Genomic DNA, 21,569 nt, shown 5'->3' with positions numbered 1-21,569 from the left:
TGTTGGGGTCTTTTTTGTTTTCCTCTCATATATATCTTCAAGTATTAATATTCCCTCCGTCATGTAAAGAGAAAAAAGTCGAATTTTATATGTAAGAAAAAAAGAGGAATTTGACAGAAAAGATAGAAAATTTTAAAGGTCAGAATTTGTTAGCTTGCTAACTAATTTCTATTAATTGATGTTGGAAGCGTTTTCGGTTGGTTTTAAGTATGGACCATTTAATCTATTTACAGGGGGATGAGGATTTTATGAAACAAAAATCTATGGATACGCTAGCTGCACAAATGGAGGACTTTTTTCCGGTACGTGATGTAGATCATTTGGAATTTTACGTAGGAAATGCAAAGCAATCAAGTTATTACCTTGCGAGAGCATTCGGTTTCAAAATTGTGGCTTACTCTGGATTAGAAACTGGTAACCGTGAAAAGGTATCTTATGTTCTTGTGCAAAAAAATATGCGTTTTGTTGTGTCTGGAGCTTTAAGTAGCGATAATCGTATCGCAGAATTTGTAAAGACACATGGTGATGGTGTAAAAGATGTTGCTTTACTTGTTGACGATGTTGACAAAGCATACTCGGAAGCTGTGAAACGTGGTGCCGTCGCGATTGCTCCACCTGTGGAATTAACAGACGAGAACGGTACATTGAAAAAAGCAGTTATTGGTACGTATGGTGATACAATTCACACGCTTGTAGAGCGTAAAAATTATAAAGGAACATTTATGCCAGGATTCCAACAGGTGGAGTTTAATATTCCATTTGAAGAGTCAGGTTTAATTGCTGTAGACCACGTAGTTGGTAATGTTGAGAAAATGGAAGAATGGGTTAGCTATTATGAGAATGTTATGGGCTTTAAACAAATGATTCATTTTGATGATGACGATATTAGTACAGAGTATTCAGCATTAATGTCGAAAGTTATGACAAATGGAAGTCGTATTAAGTTCCCTATTAACGAGCCAGCAGATGGAAAGAGAAAATCGCAAATTCAAGAATATCTAGAATTCTATAATGGAGCAGGTGTACAACATCTTGCTTTATTAACAAGCGATATCGTTAAAACAGTGGAAGCGCTTCGTGAAAATGGCGTGGAGTTTTTAGATACACCTGATACTTATTATGATGAGTTAAGTGCGCGAGTTGGGAAGATTGATGAAGAAATTGATAGGTTAAAAGAATTAAAGATTTTAGTAGATCGCGATGAGGAAGGATACTTACTACAAATCTTTACGAAACCAATTGTAGATCGTCCAACTTTATTTATTGAAATTATTCAACGTAAAGGTTCTCGCGGATTTGGAGAAGGGAACTTTAAAGCATTATTTGAATCAATTGAAAGAGAACAGGAACGTCGCGGAAACTTATAAGATTTGTATCCACCAGCAAAAGTCTCTTTGCTGGTGGAAATTTCATTTTTATAGGGAGGAATCATGATGAAATTTGTTACATTTCGTCTTCCTTCGAAAGAAATGCGAGCTGGATGGCTTGAAGGTGACAAAGTAATTGATATGAATCTTGCTAGCGATGGAAAATTACCTTCTTCTATGTTCGCCTTTTTAGAGAAAGCGGATGAGTATGTAGAAGTATTGCGTAATATGGAGAATCCGGAAAAGGGTATATATTCCTTAGAGGAAGTGCAATTAGCGGCGGCAATTCCTAATCCGAGTAGTATTCGGGATTTTTACGCGTTTGAACAGCATGTAAAAACGGCCCGCGGCCGGAGAGGGCTAGAGGTTGTACCTGAATGGTACGATATCCCGGTTTTTTATTTTACGAACCATCGTGCTGTAATTGGTCCAGATGATTTTGTAATTGGTCCGAAGAAATCTAAAAAGCTTGATTATGAGTTAGAGATCGCTTGCGTAATTGGGAAAGAAGGAAGAAATATTTCTCGTGAGCAAGCAGAGGAATACATTTTTGGTTATTGTATTATGAACGACTGGAGTGCAAGGGACTTACAAGCAACAGAAATGAAGGTAGGACTTGGTCCAGCAAAAGGAAAAGATTTTGCAACTTCATTAGGAGCGCACCTTGTTACGAAAGAGGAATTGGATGTTTATCGTAACGGTGACCGTTATGAGTTAGAGATGACTGCTCATGTAAATGGAAAGCTATTATCAAAGGGGAACTTCCAAGATATTTACTATACATTTGCTGAAATGATTGAACGTGCTTCGGAAGACGTTACGTTATATCCAGGCGATGTGATTGGTTCTGGGACAGTAGGAACAGGTTGTGTTTTAGAACTGGGTACGGAAGAGTGGCTGCAAGATGGGGATGTTGTAGAACTTACGATTACTGGTTTAGGTACGTTACGTAATACGGTCAAAAAAGAAATGGAAGCAGGTGATGGGCATGTTTTATCGTCACATGGGGGAGCTACCTCATAAACGACATGTACAATTCCGTAAAAAAGATGGGTCGCTTTATCGCGAACAGGTAATGGGAACAAAAGGTTTTTCTGGTACGCAATCTATTTTGTACCATCATTATATGCCAACGGAAGTAGGTCATGCGGCATTATCTCATTCTTGTCAGTTGCAGTATGAAGAAGATGTAGCTCTTGCTCATCGTCATTTTCGCACGAAAGAAAATAAAAAAACTGGCGATGCAGTAAGCGGAAGGAATTTTATGCTTGGGAATGAGGATTTATTAATTGGAGTAGTGGCTCCGACAGAAAAAATGGACTATTTCTACCGTAATGGTGATGGTGATGAAATGTTATTTGTTCATTACGGAACAGGGAAAATTGAAACGATGTTTGGAACGATTCACTATCGAAAAGGTGATTATATAACAATCCCAATTGGAACGATTTATCGTGTTATTCCAGATGAAGGAGAGACTAAGTTTCTTGTTGTAGAGGCAAATAGTCAAATCACAACGCCGCGTCGTTATCGGAATGAATATGGACAATTGTTAGAGCATAGTCCGTTTTGTGAGAGAGATATTCGTGGTCCTGAAAAATTAGAGACGTATGATCAAAAAGGTGAGTTTGTCGTAATGACAAAGTCGCGAGGCTATATGCATAAACATGTTTTAGGGCACCATCCGTTAGATGTTGTTGGTTGGGATGGCTATTTATATCCGTGGGTCTTTAATGTAGAGGACTTTGAACCAATCACAGGTCGTATTCATCAGCCACCTCCAGTACATCAAACGTTCGAAGGTCACAATTTCGTTATTTGTTCTTTCGTACCACGTTTATACGACTATCATCCAGAATCTATTCCGGCACCATATTATCATAGTAACGTGAATAGTGATGAAGTACTGTACTATGTAGAAGGAAACTTTATGAGCCGGAAAGGTGTGGAAGAAGGTTCTATTACACTTCATCCGAGCGGAATTCCTCATGGGCCGCATCCTGGGAAAACAGAGGGAAGTATAGGGAAGAAAGAAACACTTGAACTAGCTGTTATGATAGACACGTTCCGTCCGCTTCGTATTGTAAAGCAAGCACATGAAACAGAAGATGAAAAATATATGTATAGCTGGATTGAAGAAGGTTCACATACTGTGAAATAGGTAAAAAGAGGCATGCTCAATAAGTGAGCATGCCTCTTTTGTGGAATCGACATGTATAATAATACCAAAAAAAATTACGGAAAGACATATAGAAACAACGATAAGGATATTGTATGTTCCGAAAGATTTCTACTTATTTCGACAAAAGTATTGACTGGGGAAAATGCAATGAGTAAAATGAAAAGCGAATTAAAAATTTTCAGAAAATTTAAAACTTGGAGGAGCATGCTATGAAGCAAATTTTTCAAAAGAAGCCTATTGCAAAGCTAATGCAAGAGAGTAAGCAAAAGACGTTAGCAAGAACATTGGGTGCATTGGATTTAACTATGCTTGGAATCGGGGCAATTGTTGGAACAGGTATTTTTGTTCTAACGGGCGTGGTAGCAGCAAAACATTCTGGACCAGCTATTATATTATCATTTGCGATAGCCGCGTTAGCCTGTGCCTTTGCTGCATTTTGTTATGCTGAATTCGCTTCTTCAGTTCCTGTCTCAGGCAGTGTGTATACGTACACATATGCGACGATGGGAGAGGTATTCGCATTTTTAATTGGATGGGACTTAATGCTTGAGTATTTACTCGCTACATCTGCTGTAGCAAACGGTTGGTCCGCTTATTTTCAATCTTTATTAAAGGGATTTGGGATCCATATTCCTACCATTCTCTCCTCGGCCCCTGGTACAGGAAAGGGTGGAATAATTGATTTGCCTGCGGTTCTAATTATTTTAGTAATGACAGTTCTTTTATCTAGAGGTGTTCGTGAAAGTGCACGAATAAATAACATTATGGTGTTTATTAAATTAGCGGTTGTTCTCATATTTATCTTTGCTGGTTTTAATTATGTAAAACCTGAAAATTGGACACCTTTTATGCCGTTTGGCTTAGATGGTGTAATGGCTGGAGCTGCTACAGTGTTTTTTGCATTCATAGGGTTTGATGCAGTTTCAACGGCAGCAGAAGAAGTGAAACGTCCACAACGTGATTTACCAATTGGCATTATTGCATCTTTATTAATTTGTACGGTTCTTTATATTGTTGTTTCACTTATTTTGACAGGAATTGTTCCATACGGACAGTTAAATATATCAGATCCAGTTGCTTTTGCACTTCAATTTATTGGACAAGATAGTTTAGCGGGAGTAATTTCAGTAGGAGCAATTACAGGAATCACAACAGTAATGTTAGTTATGATGTATGGGCAAGTACGTGTTTCGTATGCAATGAGTAGAGATGGATTATTGCCGAAGCGCCTTGCTAAAGTCCATCCAAAATTTAAAACACCATTTTTAAATACATGGACAACAGGAATTATTGCAGCACTTATTTCAGGATTAATAGATTTAAATGTGTTAGCGCATCTTGTAAATATGGGGACTTTATCAGCCTTTGCACTTGTAGCTGTTGCTGTTATTGTAATGAGAAGAACTCATCCGGATTTACCAAGAGCATTTAAGGCACCGCTTGTACCATTTTTACCAGCATTAACGGTGATTTTTTGTTTATATTTAATGCTTCAGTTATCCGGAACTGCTTGGATTAGTTTTGGGGTATGGATGGTTATCGGTATTGCGGTTTACTTCTTATATAGCCGAAAACATAGTGCTTTAAATAATAGTAAAGACGAAGAAGATGCAGCAAATTTATAAGTTAAAAAATCCATTCTAATTCTGTTAGGATGGATTTTTTATTCTGAAAATTTACATTTTTATGATTGTATATATAATATAATTGTTGGGGAACTGAGGGGGGAATGTATGAAAAATACGTGGCGTGAGTTAAGGGAGATGGACCGAAACATATGGATTCGGTTTATTGGCGAAACGTTAAATGGAATTGCAATGATGATGTTGATGCCTTTTTTTGCCCTATATTTAAAAGATAAGGTGGATTCGTTATTGGAAGTAGGGGTTATTATGGCACTTTCTCCGATTGCCGCAAGTTTCGGTTCTCTTCTTGGTGGGAGGATTGCTGATATATATGGAAGAAAGCCAATAATGATTTTTTCAATGGTGAGTAATGCTTTGTTCATGCTAGGTTTTTTATTTATAGAAGGATTTATTCCTTATGCTATTTTATCTATTTTTTTAGGGCTCAGTAATTCATTGTTCCATCCCGCTGCATCAGCAATGGTTGCGGATGTAACAGCACCTGAAAAAAGAACAGAAGCATATGGTTTATTACGAATGGGGCACAATATAGGTGCTGCAATTGGCCCGATAATGGGTGTTTCAGTAGTTATGTTGTCGAAGAACCTTGTGTTTATTATTGCCTCGTCTACGATGTTATTTTATGCATTACTTGTATTCATTCTTATTCAAGAGACAATGCCAAAGAGTGCGAATAAAGAAGAAAATAAAGAAAAGGAATCAGAGGCGGTTTGGAAAATTGTAATGAGAGATAAGGCACTAATGATTTATTTGTTAGCAGGTATCATTATTTCGATGGGATTTTCTCAAACAGAGGGCATGTTACCGCTGCACTTTGATAATGAAATGAAAGGCATTTTTGGAACTAACAATCCATATCCATATTTAATGGCTTTAAATGGACTATTAGTTGTGTTGTTCCAATTTCAAATTTCAAAATGGGCCACAGATAAACCTGTCGGAAAGACGATGTTATATGGTGCATGTTTGTTCGGAGTTGGTTTGTTCTTTATAGGATGGTTACCGAAGTGGTTTGGAGAATTTGATGCAAATGCTACGATTATTTTAATAACGTTGCTGTTCGTTTATGCTATATATACGTTAGGTGAGATGATTATGTCGCCTGTACAGATGACGTTTGTAGCGAATTTGGCCCCTGAGCACTTGAGAGGGACTTATATGGGAGCTGCCAGTTTGCAGTGGATTACAGGAGGCGCATTCGGTCCACTTCTGGGCGGTTTTTTATTGGATCGATTACTTGGCCACTTTCTATTTACAATTTTAGCTGTAGGATGTGTAGTTGCAGGTATTGTATATGTTTCTTTAGATCGTCTCGTTGAGCAAAGGCAAAAAGGCACACTGACCAAACAATCTTCTTAATGAGTAGATGACATACACAAAAAGGGGATTTCTACATATTTTAGGTACATAACTAGATTGGATTACAATTTTATCCCGCTATTTGTGGGCAGTAAGACTTCCACCTCAAAATTCGGCGGGAGATAACTGTCCGATTGGTGCGGGCTGATAATTAGTGGGGATGGCCCCTCGTTAATTAAATTTTCACTGTATTTTAGAATTTAATTTTGTATATTTATGAAGAAAGTTAAGTAGAAAAAGTATAGAAAACCAATAAGTGGTGTCATTTAATTATTTGTGGAAGTTACATTTTATTTCAAATAGGAACTACCTATTTTTATAAAAAGTGCTAAAATAGAAAAATGAAAACAATTGGTTAGGGTGATTTCAGTGACAAAAATTAAATTAGGTTTATTATATGGTGGAAAATCAGCTGAGCATCAAGTTTCGCTACAAACGGCTCTTGCTGCTATTAAAGCATTAAATCAAGATAAATTCGAGATTCATCCAATTTATATTACAGAACAAGGTCAGTGGGTGCGCGGTGAGCGTATTGAAGGTGAAGTAACAGATGTTGAAGTTCTAAAAATGAGCGGCGCAGAAAATGCGATTTCTCCGTTATCATTAAGCACAGAAATCATTCCATCTGCAGCTTCTGAGGAAAATGCTATCGACGTTATTTTCCCATTATTACATGGACCAAATGGTGAAGATGGAACGGTTCAAGGATTATTAGAATTAATGAACATTCCCTATGTAGGAAATGGTGTTCTAGCATCTGCTGCTGGTATGGATAAAGTTGTTATGAAAAACATCTTCGCAGAAGCTGGATTGAAACAAGCGAAGTATGCATCGTTTATTCGTAGTGCATGGGAAAAAGATTATGAAACAGCATATGAAAAAGTAGAAGAAGTTTTAGGATATCCTTGCTTCGTAAAACCAGCAAACCTTGGTTCAAGTGTTGGCATTAATAAGTGTAAAAATCGTGAAGAGCTTGAGAATGCATTTGAAGAGGCATTCCAATTTGACCGCAAAATTATTGTAGAAGAAAATATTGTTGGACGTGAAGTAGAAGTTGGTGTATTAGGTAATGATGAACCGAAATGTTCAGTTGTAGGTGAAATCGTACCGAAAAAGGACTTCTATGATTATAAGTCGAAATATATCGATGGCGATACAGCATTAATTATTCCGGCTGAAATGACAGAAGAAGAGTCTAATGTCATTAAGCGAGATGCAATTATTGCATTCCAATCGTTAGATAGTGCTGGCTTAACAAGAGCTGATTTCTTCTTAACGAAAGATGGAGAAGTATATATTAACGAAGTGAATACGATGCCAGGGTTTACGCCGTTTAGTATGTTCCCTCTACTATGGCAACATACTGGATTACCGTATCCGGAATTAATTGAAGAGCTAATTCGTTTAGCGATTGAGCGTCACGAAGAAAAACAAAAAATTAAATATACAATCTAACAAAAAAGGAGGAAGCACTATTCGCAGGAATAGTGCTTCCTCTATGTAAGGAGTGTTCTCATGATAAATCGAACGTTAAAACAAGTAGAACAGATGGTAAATGGTACGGGATTAGCAGAGCAATATGAGGGAATTACTATACAAGGAGTGTCTATTGATACGAGAAAAATCGAAAAAGGCAACCTATATGTTCCGATTCAAGGTGAACGTTTCGATGGACATGCTTTTGTAGATAAAGCCGTTGAAAATGGAGCTGTGGCGACATTATGGATGAAAGATGTAGCAAATCCACCTGAGAATCTTCCCGTTATTTTTGTGGAAGACACGTTATCAGCATTACAAATGTTAGCGAAAAACTATCGCAATCAATTGGATGTGAAAGTTATTGGTGTGACAGGGAGTAACGGTAAAACATCTACAAAAGATATTGTAACAAGTCTTCTTGCGACTAAATTCAAAGTTCAAAAAACAGAAGGAAACTTTAATAACCATATCGGGTTACCTCTTACTATTTTAAACTTAGAAGAAAATACAGAAGTAGCTGTATTAGAAATGGGTATGTCAAGCCGAGGGGAAATTGAATTCTTATCTAAGTTAGCTCGTCCAAATGCAGCTATCATTACGAACATTGGTGAGGCACATTTAATGGACTTAGGCTCTCGTGAGGCAATTGCTGAAGCGAAATTAGAAATTGTGACAGGATTACAAGAAGGTGGAGTGTTCGTATATAACGGAGATGAGCCATTATTAACAAATCGTGTTCCTGAAATGAATTTAATAGCTGAAAAAGTTACTTTTGGTGATGCTAGAGCAAATGATTACTATCCAACGACTGTAACATTACAGGCAACTGGGACACATTTTAAAATGAATAGAGAAGAAAATATTTCATTCTACTTACCAGTATTGGGGAAACATAATGTGTATAATACGCTTGCTTCAATGGCAATTGCAAAACATTTTGGTGTAACATGGGAAGAAATGAAACAAGGTTTAGTAACACTTCAAATGACGGGCATGCGTATGGAAATTGTAAAAACGGATAGTGGATTAACAATTATCAATGATGCTTATAATGCAAGTCCGACAGCTATGGAAGCAGCATTCCACTTAATGAACGGTTTAGATGGATTTGCTAAGAAGATCGTTGTACTCGGTGATATGTTAGAGCTTGGAAATCAAGAAGTACAGTTTCATTATGAAGTCGGTAAATTAATCGATCCAGCAAAAATTGCATATGTGTTCACATATGGTAAATTAGGGGCTCAAATTGCTGAAGGAGCGAAAATTAATTTCCCTATTGATCGTGTAAAAGCGTATGATAATAAAGAAGAGCTAGTAAAAGAGTTACAAGCAGTAGTTGATGTGAAAGATGTTGTATTAATAAAAGCATCTCGCGGCATGAAATTGGAAGAAGTAATTACGATGTTGAAATAATTGGTGTATATAAATAGGGATGATAGATGCGAAAATAGAAGAAACTTATAATAAGCGCTTACAGTAAATATAAAAAAATAAAAGTGAAGAAAAAAACTCTGAATATGAAAATAAGGTAACAGTTGGGTTTGCTTTTTGCACATACAAAACTTATAATTGATAAAGTGTAATAACGTTTAGAAGTATTTTCGCGAAGAATATACGCCCGTTTATATACGTGAGCATTCAGGAAAAGGGCTTTTCCGCAAATTCGGAAAACGCCTTTTTTTAAATGATAAGTATAGGATAGAAAAGGAGAAGTAACATTGACAACATTTCGAGAATTAGGATTAAGTGAGTCTTTACTACAATCTGTTGAAAGTATGGGCTTTGAAGAGGCTACGCCGATTCAAGCTGAAACAATTCCACATGCATTGCAAGGTAAGGATATTATTGGGCAAGCACAAACAGGTACAGGGAAAACAGCAGCATTCGGATTACCACTATTAGATAAAGTGGATACAAATAAAGAAGCAGTTCAAGGTATTGTTATCGCGCCAACGCGTGAATTAGCAATTCAAGTTGGAGAAGAGCTGTACAAAATTGGTAAACATAAACGCGTTCGTATTTTACCAATCTATGGTGGTCAAGATATTAACCGCCAAATTCGTGCTCTAAAAAAACACCCACACATTATTGTTGGTACGCCGGGTCGTATTTTAGATCATATTAACCGTAAAACACTTCGCTTACAAAACGTAGAGACAGTTGTTCTTGACGAAGCGGATGAAATGTTAAACATGGGCTTCATTGAAGATATTGAAGCGATTTTAACAGATGTGCCAGATACACATCAAACATTATTATTCTCAGCGACAATGCCAGATCCAATCCGTCGTATTGCTGAGCGTTTCATGACTGAGCCTCAACACATTAAAGTAAAAGCAAAAGAAGTAACAATGCCAAACATTCAGCAGTTCTATTTAGAAGTGCAAGAAAAGAAAAAGTTTGACGTGTTAACACGCTTATTAGATATTCAATCTCCAGAGCTTGCAATCGTATTCGGTCGTACAAAGCGTCGTGTTGATGAATTATCAGAAGCATTAAACTTACGTGGTTATGCAGCAGAAGGTATTCACGGTGACTTAACACAAGCGAAGCGTATGTCTGTATTACGTAAATTTAAAGAAGGTGCTATTGAAGTTCTTGTTGCGACAGACGTTGCTGCACGTGGTCTTGATATTTCAGGCGTAACACATGTATATAACTTCGATATCCCACAAGATCCAGAATCATACGTTCACCGTATCGGTCGTACTGGCCGTGCAGGTAAAAAAGGTATTGCAATGTTATTTGTAACACCACGTGAATCAGGACAATTAAAAAATATCGAGCGCACTACAAAACGTAAAGTTGATCGTATGGAAGCACCGACACTTGACGAGGCATTAGAAGGTCAACAACGTTTAATCGCTGAAAAACTTCAAAGCACAATTGAAAATGATAATTTATCATACTACAAGCGTATTGCAGAAGAAATGTTAGAAGAGAATGATTCTGTAACAGTAGTAGCTGCTGCTTTAAAAATGATGACAAAAGAGCCAGATACAACTCCAATCGCTTTAACGTCAGAACCACCAGTTGTTTCAAGAGGTGGCGGTTCTAAAAAACGCGGCGGTAACGGAGGCGGATACCGTGATGGTAACCGTAATCGTAGTCGTGACGGACGCGGCGGTGGCGATGGTCGTAACCGTGATCGCAATCGTGATGGTGGTAGCCGTGGTGGCGATGGCCGTAACCGTGATCGCAATCGTGATGGTGGTAGCCGTGGTCGTAAAGGTGAAGGTCAAGGTCGCCCTGGATCTTCAAATGGACGTGGCGAAAGAAAACATCATAGTCGTCCACAAGCTTAATAAAAAAGAGAATGCCCTTTGCTGGCATTCTCTTTTTTTATTTCTGTAATTGTACATACTACATAATAACTTGTGTAGAAAAGAGGTGCTACATGCTTGTAAGACTTGGATATGTTGCGATGAGTGTACATTTAAAGAATGCATCTCCATCTCAAACGATGACATATGCGCAGTTTCAACGAATTGGTGATCGAGAGGCTGCAATTCGTAAACTCGAAAGAATTGCTAATTCGAATTTAGAAAATTGTTTACGGTTATTAAAGCATAATAAAGGGCATGATATATCTTTCTTTCGGCTTAGTTCCAAGCTTGTTCCTTTAGCGAATCATGAGGAGTTGTTAGAGTGGAACTATATTCGTCCCTTAAAAGAAAATTTAAAAGTACTAGGTGATTACGCTATTCGAATGAATATGCGTATTGATTTTCATCCAGATCATTTCGTTGTGCTGAATTCACCTGAAGAGAATATTTTTAAACAATCTGTAAAGACATTGCAGATGCATAAAAAATTATTAAAAGGTATGGGGATTGAACATAAGCAACGATGCGTATTACATGTGGGTGGAGGTTATAAAGATAAGGAACTCGCATTAGAACGCTTTATAGAAAATTGGTCAAGTGTTCCAAGAAGTATCCAAGAGATGGTCATATTAGAAAATGATGATACGACCTTTTCTTTAGAAGAAACATTGTATTTAGGTGAAAAATTAGATATTCCAGTCGTGTTTGATTTGCATCACCATATGATGAATAATGATCGAGAAGATTGGCATGAAGATTGGGCGCGTGTTGTACATACGTGGGGATCGTCTTTGTTACCAGTGAAAATGCATATTTCTAGTCCTAGAGAGGGAAAAGACCCGAGAGCGCATGCGGACTTTATTGATGTAGATACTTTTTTATCTTTTTTAAAAAAGATAAAGGGAAGTGTTTCGCAAATTGATTGTATGATTGAGGCGAAGAAGAAGGATGAGTCTTTATTTCAACTCATGAGAGATTTAAGTAAACAAACAGATGTAGAAATTGTCGATGGTGCGAGCTTTTATATTAAATAAGCTCTGCACCATCGAATTTTTTTGTTAATAAAGGAGTGCAAATACCACCAATAATCAATCCTGTTAAATGGCTTATAGGGTTAGCGGAGGGATTAAAGAAAGTGAATAGTAGTAATATACATATTATGATTGAAAAAATAGCAATGTCTCCTGGATTGGAAGAACGATATCGACTATACAATAAAAATAATTGTGCACCTAGCAATCCGAAAATACCACCAGATGCCCCGGCATGAATATATTCAAGAGGCATAATGAGATAAGAAGAAATATTTCCAAGAATTCCAGAAAGGAAAAAAATAATGATGAAAGAAAAGTGCCCTAGTTGTTTTTCAATAGAAGAGCCAAGCACAAATAAACAAATACTATTAGAAAGGAAATGTTGTAAGTCTACATGTACAAGTAAGGAAGTTATGAGACGCCACCATTCTCCTTTAGCGATATATTCATTGTAGGATGCCATGGGAAAGAGAAGAAAGTCGCCTAACATAATCGTGACTAATTGTATGAGAAGTAAAGTGATGACGATTGGTTGTAAGGAAATGCGGGCAGAAGGTATTAGCATGTTGTGAGTATCACTCCTTTTGCATCAGAAAGATTCTCTGTTATTCTTACAATATGAAAAAAGAAAGCTAAATAGAAGAAGGGGATTTTGAAATGATTGTAGGGATTGGAATCGATATTATTGAATTGAATCGAATTGAAAAAATGCTAGATGGAAAACTTAAATTTATGGAGCGTATTTTAACTGAAAGTGAACGCAATGTTGCTAAGGAGCTGAAGGGAAGTCGCCTTACAGAGTTTGTAGCTGGAAGATTTGCAGCGAAAGAGGCGTATTCAAAAGCGGTAGGAACTGGTATTGGAAAAGAAGTAAGTTTTTTAGATATTGAAGTAAGGAATGATGATAGAGGTAAGCCGATTCTCGTTACAAGTACAGAGCATATTGTTCATTTATCAATTAGTCATAGTAAGGAATTTGCTGTTGCTCAAGTTGTTTTAGAAAGCTCGTCACGCTAGTCTGCATATTTTATATCTTTGTCTCATATATTTGATGTAGCGATAAGGAAGGTACATCTTCCATTCATTTATAGGGGCAAAGGGGCTGAAGTGATGAAAAGGCGTCTGTTTTTAGTTCTTGTCGGTTTATTAACCGTTTTTGTGTTGGCGGGTTGTATGGAAAAGAAACAAGATGATGTTGTGAGAGATTTAGAGGCGAAAGTAAAAGGGATGAAAAGTTATCAAGCTGAAGCAAAATTATCTATTAAAACAGGGAATGAGCCTCAGGAGTACAAGGTAGAAATATGGCATAAGGAACCTTCTTTTTATCGTGTGAATTTGCAGAACGCGAAAAAAGATCAAAGCCAAATTATTTTAAGAAATGAAGAAGGGGTATTTGTATTAACGCCAGCACTTAATAAGAGTTTCCGTTTCCAAAGTGATTGGCCGCAAAATAGTAGCCAGGCTTATTTATATGAATCCCTTGTGAGAGATATTTTGCAGGATAAGAAAAACCTTACTTTTGAAAAAACAGATAAGTATTATATTTTTAAAACAAAAACAAACTATCAACATCAAAACATGTTGCCGAAACAAGAGATTACATTGAAGAAAAGTGATTTAACACCAGTTTCGGTGAAGTTAATGGATAATGATCAAAATGTTCTTGTGAAAGTAGATTTCTCAAAAGTGAAATTTGATGCGAAATTTGATAAAGGTGCATTTGATACGAAACAAAATATGTCTAGAGCGCAAGTAGATGTTCAAACAACAGCGAAAGAAGACAAACCATTTGCTATTTTGTATCCGCGTGATACGCCGCAAGGTATGGTTTTGAAAGATGAAAAAGAGTTGAAGACAGACAGTGGCAAGCGTGCGATACTCACATACACTGGAAGTAAGAAATCCTTTACTTTGATACAAGAAAAGGCAAAAGTTGCAGAGGCTTCGTCAGCGATAAGTGTGAGCGGAGAATTGGTTGATCTTGGCTTTACAATTGGGGCATTGACGAAAGATTCTTTAACGTGGTCGCATAACGGAGTAGAATATATGCTCGTGTCTAAAGGTTTAGAGCCGAAGGAGCTATTAATGGTTGCTCGTTCAGTTACAGAGAAGCAAGTGAAGTAAACTTCTTAGACGTGGTGATATATGTGCACCACGTCTTTTCTTAGTTTGAAGGGTGGATTTCATAAAAGAAGCATATAAAAGAATAAGCTTCGCATATCGTGTATAAGGAAGTGTATTTATGGAAGAAGCACCATTTTACCGTGACACTTGGGTGGAAGTGGATTTAGATGCGATCTATAACAATATTACACACATTAAAGATTTCATTCCAAGTGATGTAGAGATTTTTGCTGTAGTTAAGGCGAATGCATATGGACACGATTATGTACCGGTAGCTAAAACGGCATTAGAAGCAGGGGCGACAAGGTTAGCGGTTGCCTTTTTAGATGAAGCTCTAGTGCTTCGAAGGGCTGGTATTACTGTGCCGATTCTAGTGTTAGGTCCTTCCCCGCCTCGTGATGTCAATGTAGCTGCTGAAAATGATGTAGCGTTAACTGTTTTTCAAAAAGAATGGGTGGATGAAGCGATCAAACTTTGGGATGGTTCATCTACAATGAAATACCATATTAATTTCGATAGTGGTATGGGGAGAATTGGAATACGCGAACGAAAAGAATTAAAAGGATTTTTAAAGAGTTTAGAAGGTGCGCCATTTTTAGAATTAGAAGGAGTTTATACACATTTTGCAACAGCGGATGAGGTGGAGACTTCTTACTTTGATAAGCAATATAACACATTTTTGCAGCAGTTAAGTTGGTTGAAAGAGTTCGGAGTGGATCCTAAGTTTGTCCATACAGCTAATAGTGCTGCAACGCTACGTTTTCAAGGGATTACATTTAATGCAGTACGAATTGGCATTGCGATGTATGGGTTATCCCCGTCTGTAGAAATACGCCCTTTTTTACCGTTTAAATTAGAACCAGCGCTATCACTGCATACGAAAGTTGCTCATATTAAACAGGTGATTAAAGGGGATGGGATTAGTTATAACGTCACTTACCGAACGAAAACGGAAGAATGGATTGCAACTGTTGCGATTGGATATGCAGATGGATGGCTTAGAAGATTACAAGGGTTCGAAGTGCTTATAAATGGTAAAAGGGTACCGATTGTAGGTCGAGTAACAATGGATCAATTCATGATACACCTTCCTTGTGAAGTGCCGCTTGGTACGAAAGTTACACTCATTGGAAAACAAGGTGATGAGTATATTAGTGCTACTGAGGTTGCTGAATATTCTGGGACTATTAATTATGAAATTATTGCAACGATAAGCTTCCGAGTGCCGAGAATATTCATACGGCACGGCAAGGTTGTAGAAGTAATCAATTATTTGAACAATATATAGAAGGTAGTATGGTTTGCTTCTTGTCATTTGAGAGGACTGTTCATTGGTTAAAAATAAGCTCATTTTTGATGAGAAGCTTTTTACTTATCATTACTTTTAACATAATTTAACGTGAATTTTGCGGGGAAACTCTTTCGTTTTTTGTTTGTAATAAGATAAAAATAAAAGAATATGAATTTTTTGTTTGTGAATTGGAAAACATAAGCAAGGAATAAGGAAGTCTTTGCAACAGGCTCCATACAATGGTATTATTACAATAGGTGTCATATATATATTTGGGTGTGTAGTTGACGGTGGAGGTGTATTTTTGTGTCCGAATCAAGTGTAACTACTGAAATCGTGGTTCGGTTGCCAAAGCAAATGGTAACGGAATTGGACGGAATTGGAAAACAAGAGAATAAGAATCGCCATGAACTAATTTGCCAGGCAACACAACTGTTATTGCGTCAACATAAGACGAAGAAACGCTACCAACATGAATCAATGCGACGTGGGTACATTGAAATGGGAAAAATTAATCTTGGTATTGCATCGGAAGCTTTCTTAGCAGAGTATGAAGCAGCTCATACAGTAGAACGCTTAGTTAGCGGGGGGTAATATTTTGATTGTAAAACGCGGCGACGTGTATTTTGCAGACCTTTCCCCAGTTGTTGGTTCTGAGCAAGGAGGCGTTCGTCCGGTTCTTGTCATTCAAAATGACATCGGAAATCGTTTTAGTCCAACGGTGATTGTAGCGGCTATTACTGCACAGATTCAAAAAGCTAAATTACCCACTCATGTGGAAATTGATGCGAAAAAGTACGGTTTTGAGAGAGATTCTGTTATTTTACTTGAGCAGATTCGAACAATCGATAAGCAGCGCTTAACGGACAAAATCACTCACTTAGATGAAGTGATGATGATTCGTGTAGATGAAGCGCTACAAATTAGTTTAGGACTAATAGATTTTTAAATCGGCAGTTTAAGTTGCTCTCTTTACAGGGCAACTTTTTTTTATTATAGAGGAGGTTACGGTTGTATATGGAAATGGTAGATAATCGACAAGCGTTAATGAAAATGTTAGTGAAGGAATTAGGCTTTACCGAAAAGCAAGTTCGTCATGTTATTCAATTAACAGAAGAAGGTAACACAGTTCCATTTATTGCTCGTTACCGAAAAGAATGGACAGGTTCTTTAGATGAAGTGCAAATTCGTACAATTTTAGAGAGATGGCAATATATGATGCAGCTTGAAGATAGGAAAGAAGAGGTTCTTCGTCTTATTGATGAGAAGGGGAAACTGACAGGAGAGTTACGTCAGCAAATTGTTAAAGCTGTAAAGTTGCAAGAAGTAGAAGATTTATATCGTCCATATAAAGAGAAAAGAAGAACGAAAGCAACGATTGCAAAAGAAAAAGGACTAGAGCCGTTAGCTGAATGGTTATTGTTATATAAGAAAGAAGATCCAAATCAGAAGGCAGTGGAGTTTATTAACGCAGAGAAAGAAGTGCAATCTGCAGAAGAAGCATTACAAGGTGCCCAAGACATTATTGCAGAAATCGTTTCAGATGAAGCAGCTTATCGTAGTTGGATTCGGAATGTTACTTTTAGAAAAGGTGTTATGTCTTCGTCCGTAAAAGATGAAGAGAAAGATGAAAAGAATATATATGAAATGTATTACAGTTATGAAGAACCGTTGCAGAAAGTAGTACCGCATCGTGTATTAGCGATGAATCGCGGTGAGAAAGAAGATATATTGAGAGTTTCTGTTGTTCTACCAGTAGATGAGATAGTAACTTTCTTATATAAGAGAGTAATTCGTGATAACGATTCTAAAAGTGCACATTATGTAAAGTTAGCAATTGAGGATGGTTATAAACGATTAATTCAATCCTCCATTGAAAGAGAGATTCGAAAAGAATTAACAGAAACAGCTGAGGAACAAGCGATACATATTTTCTCTGAGAACTTACGTAATTTGTTATTACAACCTCCAATGAAAGGAAAGGTTGTGTTAGCTTTAGATCCTGCATATAGAACGGGGTGTAAATTAGCTGTTGTAGATGATACGGGGAAGGTTCTATATATTGATGTTATTTATCCGCATCCACCTGTTCGTAAATATGAAGATGCAAAAACGAAAGTTCTTTCTATTATAGATAAATATCAAGTTGAAATGATTGCGATTGGGAATGGTACAGCTTCTAGAGAATCGGAAGAATTTATAGTTGATGTATTACAAAATGTGAAACAAGAAGTCTTCTATATTATTGTGAACGAAGCTGGTGCGAGTGTGTATTCGGCCTCCGATTTAGCTCGTGAGGAATTTCCGAATTTACAGGTTGAAGAAAGAAGTGCTGTTTCTATTGGGAGACGTCTGCAAGATCCACTTGCTGAACTTGTGAAGATTGATCCTAAATCAGTTGGGGTTGGACAATACCAACATGATGTATCTCAAAAGAGGTTGAATGAATCATTAACATTTGTAGTAGAGACGGCAGTTAACCAAGTCGGTGTGAATGTAAATACAGCTTCAGTTGCGTTATTGCAATATGTTTCGGGTTTATCGAAAACTGTTGCGAAAAATATTGTGGCAAAGCGTGAAGAAGAAGGGAAATTTACAAAACGAACAGACTTAAAGAAAATACCGCGTCTAGGTGCGAAGACATATGAACAATGCATAGGTTTCTTACGTATATTAGAAGGGGCAAATCCGTTAGATCGAACGGGTATTCATCCAGAACAATATAAAAATGTTGAGTTGTTATTGAAGAGTCTAGGGTTATCAAAAGATGACGTAGGGCAATTGCAATTACAAAAGAGCTTAGAAGAAGTGGAGATTTCTAAGTTATCGCAAGAAACGGGAGTTGGGGAGCCAACATTAGTTGATATTATAGATGCGCTCATTAGTCCAGAGCGAGACATGAGGGATGAGTTGCCTAAACCGCTTCTGAAAAAAGGGATTTTGAAATTAGAAGATTTAAAACGTGGTATGGAACTGGAAGGAACGGTTCGTAACGTTGTTGATTTTGGTGCTTTTGTTGATGTAGGTGTAAAACAAGATGGTTTAGTACATATTTCTAAACTAAGCAAACAGTATGTGAAGCATCCGTTAGATATTGTATCTGTCGGACAAATCGTCAAGGTATGGGTAGATGATATTGATACGAAAAAAGGTCGCGTTGCACTATCCATGTTGCCGATTGAATAGTAAGAGAAGAGAGCAGATGAAACTGCTCTTTTTTTTATGGGATAAAACGTGTAATGGATTATGAGCTTTGATGTATTTTGCTATAATAAAACCAGCATTCATTTAGTAATTTAATTTGATACCGGTTTTTTTCAAAATATGCGCGTTGCATTTGTTTTTTTAGCCACGTAGGCATAGGAATCCCTCCTTGTTTAATCCTACTCTCAAAAATGTAAGGTACTATTGATGAGAGGTTGGTGAGTGGATTTCTATTCATGCTATATTTTTAGAAACCACGCTTCTTGAATGAGGATGGGTATATGTACTATTTAATATATGTATAAGGGAGGAGAAAAGTGTAAAAATATTTTTTAGTTTAGGAGGAATGAGAGTGGATGAGCAAGAAATACAGCGTCTGGTGGAAGAAGTATCACTACAATACTTCGGAACGCCATTTTTACATAGAGCTATGTTCAATAGTAGGTTGCGTACAACTGGTGGACGTTATCTATTGAATACACACAATATTGAACTGAATTATCGATATTACGAAATGTATGGGAAAGAAGAGTTAGTCGGAATCATTAAACATGAGCTTTGTCATTATCACTTACATATTACAGGAAGGGGCTATAAGCACCGGGATAGAGATTTTCGTGAATTGTTGAAAGAAGTTGATGCGCCACGCTTCTGTAAACGAATAATTAATGAAGAGAAGGAAAAAAAGGTTTATACGTATGAATGTATGGGCTGTTTGCTTCAATATGTAAGAAGACGTCAAATAAATACAAAAAGATATGTCTGCGGAAAGTGTAAAGGGAAACTGAACCTGATAAAGAAAACATCTTGACAGTGAAAACGCAATCCAGTATATTATAAACATGTCACGTTTGTACAAGATGTTGAGAAAAAACATCTTGACTTACGATAAGAAATTTTATAAGATACAAATTGTCTTTATTATTCCGCAGTAGCTCAGTGGTAGAGCTATCGGCTGTTAACCGATCGGTCGTAGGTTCGAGTCCTACCTGCGGAGCCATACAGAGAAGTACCCAAGTGGCTCAAGGGGCTCCCCTGCTAAGGGAGTAGATCGCTAACGCGGTGCGAGGGTTCGAATCCCTTCTTCTCTGCCATACATACTGGCCCGTTGGTCAAGTGGTTAAGACACCGCCCTTTCACGGCGGTAACACGGGTTCGAATCCCGTACGGGTCACCACTTCGGAGGATTAGCTCAGCTGGGAGAGCACCTGCCTTACAAGCAGGGGGTCGGCGGTTCGATCCCGTCATCCTCCACCATATAAATTATATAAATAGTATCATCGCGGGGTGGAGCAGCACGGTAGCTCGTCGGGCTCATAACCCGAAGGTCGCAGGTTCAAATCCTGTCCCCGCAACCAAATGGTCCCGTGGTGTAGTGGTTAACATGCCTGCCTGTCACGCAGGAGATCGCCGGTTCGACCCCGGTCGGGACCGCCATTTTAACTTCTGCTATTTGGCAGTTGTTTTTTATTGGACATTATGTTACAATAACATTTGTCTTTGGAAAGAAGATAAATATTTCGATGGGCTATAGCCAAGCGGTAAGGCAACGGACTTTGACTCCGTCATGCGCTGGTTCGAATCCAGCTAGCCCAGCCATTTATGAGCCATTAGCTCAGTTGGTAGAGCATCTGACTTTTAATCAGAGGGTCGAAGGTTCGAATCCTTCATGGCTCACTTTTGTTTTTTCCGCGCGGTCGTGGCGGAACGGCAGACGCGCTAGGTTGAGGGCCTAGTGGGGGAAACCCCGTGGAGGTTCAAGTCCTCTCGGCCGCACCAAAAAATCTTTTTTAAAAAGTACTTGCATTTGAAAATGCAGTATGATAAGATAATTGAGTCGCCAAAATACAACGACGAAAAAACATCATGAATAAGCGCCCGTAGCTCAATTGGATAGAGCGTTTGACTACGGATCAAGAGGTTAGGGGTTCGACTCCTCTCGGGCGCGCCATAACGGGAAGTGGCTCAGCTTGGTAGAGCACCTGGTTTGGGACCAGGGGGTCGCAGGTTCAAATCCTGTCTTCCCGACCACGCGGGTGTAGTTTAGTGGTAAAACAAGAGCCTTCCAAGCTCTGGTCGAGAGTTCGATTCTCTTCACCCGCTTTTAGTTCTTTGAAAACTGAACGAAACAAACAACGTGAAACGTCAATTTTTATTTTTAGATGCTAGACAAACTAACTTTATTGGAGAGTTTGATCCTGGCTCAGGATGAACGCTGGCGGCGTGCCTAATACATGCAAGTCGAGCGAATGGATTAAGAGCTTGCTCTTATGAAATTAGCGGCGGACGGGTGAGTAACACGTGGGTAACCTGCCCATAAGACTGGGATAACTCCGGGAAACCGGGGCTAATACCGGATAATATTTTGAACTGCATGGTTCGAAATTGAAAGGCGGCTTCGGCTGTCACTTATGGATGGACCCGCGTCGCATTAGCTAGTTGGTGAGGTAACGGCTCACCAAGGCAACGATGCGTAGCCGACCTGAGAGGGTGATCGGCCACACTGGGACTGAGACACGGCCCAGACTCCTACGGGAGGCAGCAGTAGGGAATCTTC

General features: G+C 38.1%; 18 protein-coding genes, 12 tRNA genes and 1 rRNA gene (1 of these 31 cut by a window edge). 29 read left to right on the top strand and 2 right to left on the bottom strand.

Annotated features, from left to right (window positions below; all coding sequences use genetic code 11):
• Positions 1 to 248: 248 nt before the first annotated feature.
• From hppD to uvsE, 9 genes are all read left to right on the top strand, one after another.
• On the top strand, positions 249 to 1,367 hold the full coding sequence (hppD, locus tag QEP67_RS26610) for a 4-hydroxyphenylpyruvate dioxygenase (protein WP_000810916.1): 1,119 nt from the start codon (positions 249 to 251) through the stop codon (positions 1,365 to 1,367).
• A 66-nt stretch (positions 1,368 to 1,433) separates the two neighbouring features.
• On the top strand, positions 1,434 to 2,390 hold the full coding sequence (locus QEP67_RS26605; RefSeq protein ID WP_000674024.1) for a fumarylacetoacetate hydrolase family protein: 957 nt from the start codon (positions 1,434 to 1,436) through the stop codon (positions 2,388 to 2,390).
• A complete protein-coding gene (locus QEP67_RS26600; protein ID WP_000499909.1) occupies positions 2,356 to 3,528 on the top strand; it encodes a homogentisate 1,2-dioxygenase in 1,173 nt (390 codons plus the stop codon). Before QEP67_RS26605 ends, QEP67_RS26600 begins: the two co-directional genes overlap by 35 nt.
• A gap of 230 nt (positions 3,529 to 3,758) precedes the next feature.
• A complete protein-coding gene (locus tag QEP67_RS26595) occupies positions 3,759 to 5,174 on the top strand; it encodes an amino acid permease (protein ID WP_000809356.1) in 1,416 nt (471 codons plus the stop codon).
• A gap of 108 nt (positions 5,175 to 5,282) precedes the next feature.
• Positions 5,283 to 6,554 carry an MFS transporter gene (locus QEP67_RS26590; RefSeq protein WP_000799712.1) on the top strand — a complete coding sequence of 424 codons (1,272 nt, stop codon included), beginning with the start codon at positions 5,283 to 5,285 and terminating at the stop codon, positions 6,552 to 6,554.
• A gap of 369 nt (positions 6,555 to 6,923) precedes the next feature.
• Complete coding sequence (locus tag QEP67_RS26585) at positions 6,924 to 8,009, top strand: D-alanine--D-alanine ligase (RefSeq protein WP_000161439.1); 1,086 nt, start codon at positions 6,924 to 6,926, stop codon at positions 8,007 to 8,009.
• Between the two features lie 60 nt (positions 8,010 to 8,069).
• Positions 8,070 to 9,446: a UDP-N-acetylmuramoyl-tripeptide--D-alanyl-D-alanine ligase gene (gene murF / locus QEP67_RS26580; RefSeq protein WP_000610686.1), complete on the top strand. Its 1,377-nt coding sequence runs from the start codon at positions 8,070 to 8,072 to the stop codon at positions 9,444 to 9,446.
• 305 nt (positions 9,447 to 9,751) lie between these two features.
• Positions 9,752 to 11,338, top strand: coding sequence for a DEAD/DEAH box helicase (locus QEP67_RS26575; RefSeq protein ID WP_000206596.1), 1,587 nt, complete (start codon positions 9,752 to 9,754; stop codon positions 11,336 to 11,338).
• 92 nt (positions 11,339 to 11,430) lie between these two features.
• Positions 11,431 to 12,393 carry a UV DNA damage repair endonuclease UvsE gene (uvsE, locus tag QEP67_RS26570; RefSeq protein WP_000961179.1) on the top strand — a complete coding sequence of 321 codons (963 nt, stop codon included), beginning with the start codon at positions 11,431 to 11,433 and terminating at the stop codon, positions 12,391 to 12,393.
• Here the strand turns inward: uvsE and QEP67_RS26565 are convergent.
• On the bottom strand, positions 12,386 to 12,958 hold the full coding sequence (locus QEP67_RS26565) for a rhomboid family intramembrane serine protease (protein ID WP_000906928.1): 573 nt from the start codon (positions 12,956 to 12,958) through the stop codon (positions 12,386 to 12,388). The two genes, uvsE and QEP67_RS26565, sit on opposite strands and share 8 nt — an antisense overlap.
• A 92-nt stretch (positions 12,959 to 13,050) precedes the next feature.
• Between QEP67_RS26565 and acpS the strand changes: the two genes are divergently transcribed.
• The 6 genes from acpS to QEP67_RS26535 all read left to right on the top strand — a co-directional run bounded on the left by acpS (position 13,051) and on the right by QEP67_RS26535 (position 18,994).
• Positions 13,051 to 13,410: a holo-ACP synthase gene (gene acpS / locus QEP67_RS26560; RefSeq protein ID WP_000635044.1), complete on the top strand. Its 360-nt coding sequence runs from the start codon at positions 13,051 to 13,053 to the stop codon at positions 13,408 to 13,410.
• Positions 13,411 to 13,566: 156 nt separating this feature from the next.
• Positions 13,567 to 14,517: an outer membrane lipoprotein carrier protein LolA gene (locus QEP67_RS26555; protein ID WP_002096914.1), complete on the top strand. Its 951-nt coding sequence runs from the start codon at positions 13,567 to 13,569 to the stop codon at positions 14,515 to 14,517.
• Between the two features lie 118 nt (positions 14,518 to 14,635).
• Entirely contained in the window at positions 14,636 to 15,805 is a 1,170-nt protein-coding gene (gene alr / locus QEP67_RS26550; RefSeq protein ID WP_000390587.1) for an alanine racemase, read from the top strand.
• A gap of 309 nt (positions 15,806 to 16,114) precedes the next feature.
• A complete protein-coding gene (locus QEP67_RS26545; RefSeq protein WP_000004570.1) occupies positions 16,115 to 16,402 on the top strand; it encodes an antitoxin EndoAI in 288 nt (95 codons plus the stop codon).
• A gap of 4 nt (positions 16,403 to 16,406) precedes the next feature.
• Positions 16,407 to 16,757 carry a type II toxin-antitoxin system endoribonuclease NdoA gene (gene ndoA / locus QEP67_RS26540; RefSeq protein ID WP_000635963.1) on the top strand — a complete coding sequence of 117 codons (351 nt, stop codon included), beginning with the start codon at positions 16,407 to 16,409 and terminating at the stop codon, positions 16,755 to 16,757.
• A 68-nt stretch (positions 16,758 to 16,825) separates the two neighbouring features.
• Positions 16,826 to 18,994, top strand: a complete 2,169-nt coding sequence (locus QEP67_RS26535) for a Tex family protein (RefSeq protein WP_064459811.1) — start codon at positions 16,826 to 16,828, stop codon at positions 18,992 to 18,994.
• Between the two features lie 58 nt (positions 18,995 to 19,052).
• On the opposite strand, the gene cmpA is transcribed toward QEP67_RS26535, so the two are convergent.
• Positions 19,053 to 19,169: a cortex morphogenetic protein CmpA gene (gene cmpA / locus QEP67_RS26530; protein WP_001143642.1), complete on the bottom strand. Its 117-nt coding sequence runs from the start codon at positions 19,167 to 19,169 to the stop codon at positions 19,053 to 19,055.
• A 195-nt stretch (positions 19,170 to 19,364) separates the two neighbouring features.
• On the opposite strand from cmpA, the gene QEP67_RS26525 reads away from it, so the two are divergent.
• From QEP67_RS26525 to QEP67_RS26460, 14 genes are all read left to right on the top strand, one after another.
• Complete coding sequence (locus QEP67_RS26525; RefSeq protein WP_000344253.1) at positions 19,365 to 19,823, top strand: SprT family protein; 459 nt, start codon at positions 19,365 to 19,367, stop codon at positions 19,821 to 19,823.
• Positions 19,824 to 19,937: 114 nt separating this feature from the next.
• Positions 19,938 to 20,012: transfer RNA gene (locus QEP67_RS26520), tRNA-Asn, on the top strand.
• A 3-nt stretch (positions 20,013 to 20,015) separates the two neighbouring features.
• A tRNA-Ser gene (locus QEP67_RS26515) sits at positions 20,016 to 20,106 on the top strand.
• A gap of 8 nt (positions 20,107 to 20,114) precedes the next feature.
• Positions 20,115 to 20,189: transfer RNA gene (locus QEP67_RS26510), tRNA-Glu, on the top strand.
• A 4-nt stretch (positions 20,190 to 20,193) separates the two neighbouring features.
• Positions 20,194 to 20,269: transfer RNA gene (locus QEP67_RS26505), tRNA-Val, on the top strand.
• A gap of 24 nt (positions 20,270 to 20,293) precedes the next feature.
• Positions 20,294 to 20,370, top strand: a tRNA-Met gene (locus QEP67_RS26500).
• A gap of 3 nt (positions 20,371 to 20,373) precedes the next feature.
• A tRNA-Asp gene (locus QEP67_RS26495) sits at positions 20,374 to 20,449 on the top strand.
• 87 nt (positions 20,450 to 20,536) lie between these two features.
• Positions 20,537 to 20,611, top strand: a tRNA-Gln gene (locus QEP67_RS26490).
• 5 nt (positions 20,612 to 20,616) lie between these two features.
• Positions 20,617 to 20,689, top strand: a tRNA-Lys gene (locus QEP67_RS26485).
• A gap of 16 nt (positions 20,690 to 20,705) precedes the next feature.
• Positions 20,706 to 20,791: transfer RNA gene (locus QEP67_RS26480), tRNA-Leu, on the top strand.
• A gap of 95 nt (positions 20,792 to 20,886) precedes the next feature.
• Positions 20,887 to 20,963 (top strand) — tRNA-Arg (locus tag QEP67_RS26475).
• Between the two features lie 3 nt (positions 20,964 to 20,966).
• Positions 20,967 to 21,043, top strand: a tRNA-Pro gene (locus tag QEP67_RS26470).
• Position 21,044: 1 nt separating this feature from the next.
• Positions 21,045 to 21,115: transfer RNA gene (locus tag QEP67_RS26465), tRNA-Gly, on the top strand.
• A gap of 77 nt (positions 21,116 to 21,192) precedes the next feature.
• Positions 21,193 to 21,569: ribosomal RNA gene (locus QEP67_RS26460) — 16S ribosomal RNA — on the top strand (it continues 1,175 nt past the right edge of the window).

Origin of the sequence: Bacillus cereus group sp. MS39, from assembly GCF_040448665.1 — a bacterium.
Classification (GTDB): Bacteria; Bacillota; Bacilli; order Bacillales; family Bacillaceae_G; genus Bacillus_A; species Bacillus_A wiedmannii.
This window is presented reverse-complemented; position numbering and strand designations above follow the sequence as displayed.